Source organism: Burkholderia sp. MR1-5-21, from assembly GCF_053427715.1.
The window spans coordinates 1-263 of record NZ_JBSAXD010000170.1; the positions used below are offsets into that span (position 1 = coordinate 1).

The window sequence follows — 263 nt, forward strand, 5'->3', positions numbered from 1 at the left end:
CACCGACATCGCGTACATGGGCAGCTACTCGCTGTACCACGTGCGCCTGCCGAGCGGCAAGACGGTGGTGTCGAACCTGTCCAGCTCGCACCTGATGCACGACGGCGCACCCGCGTACAACGACGACGTGTTCGTGTCGTGGTCGCCGGCGAGCGGCGTGGTCCTGACGCAATGAGGCAGACGCGATGAGAACCCCTGCCTCCACTCCGTCCGCGCCGGTGTCGACCGGCGCCGTGGCCGCGACCGCGGCCCCCGCGCGCGCG

1 protein-coding gene is annotated in these 263 nt (G+C 70.7%); it reads left to right on the plus strand.

The features are described from left to right. Positions 1–175 (plus strand): TOBE domain-containing protein (locus tag ACV229_RS40925; RefSeq protein ID WP_448088711.1); only part of this gene is annotated, 175 nt, incomplete at its 5' end. Positions 176–263 lie beyond the last annotated feature (88 nt).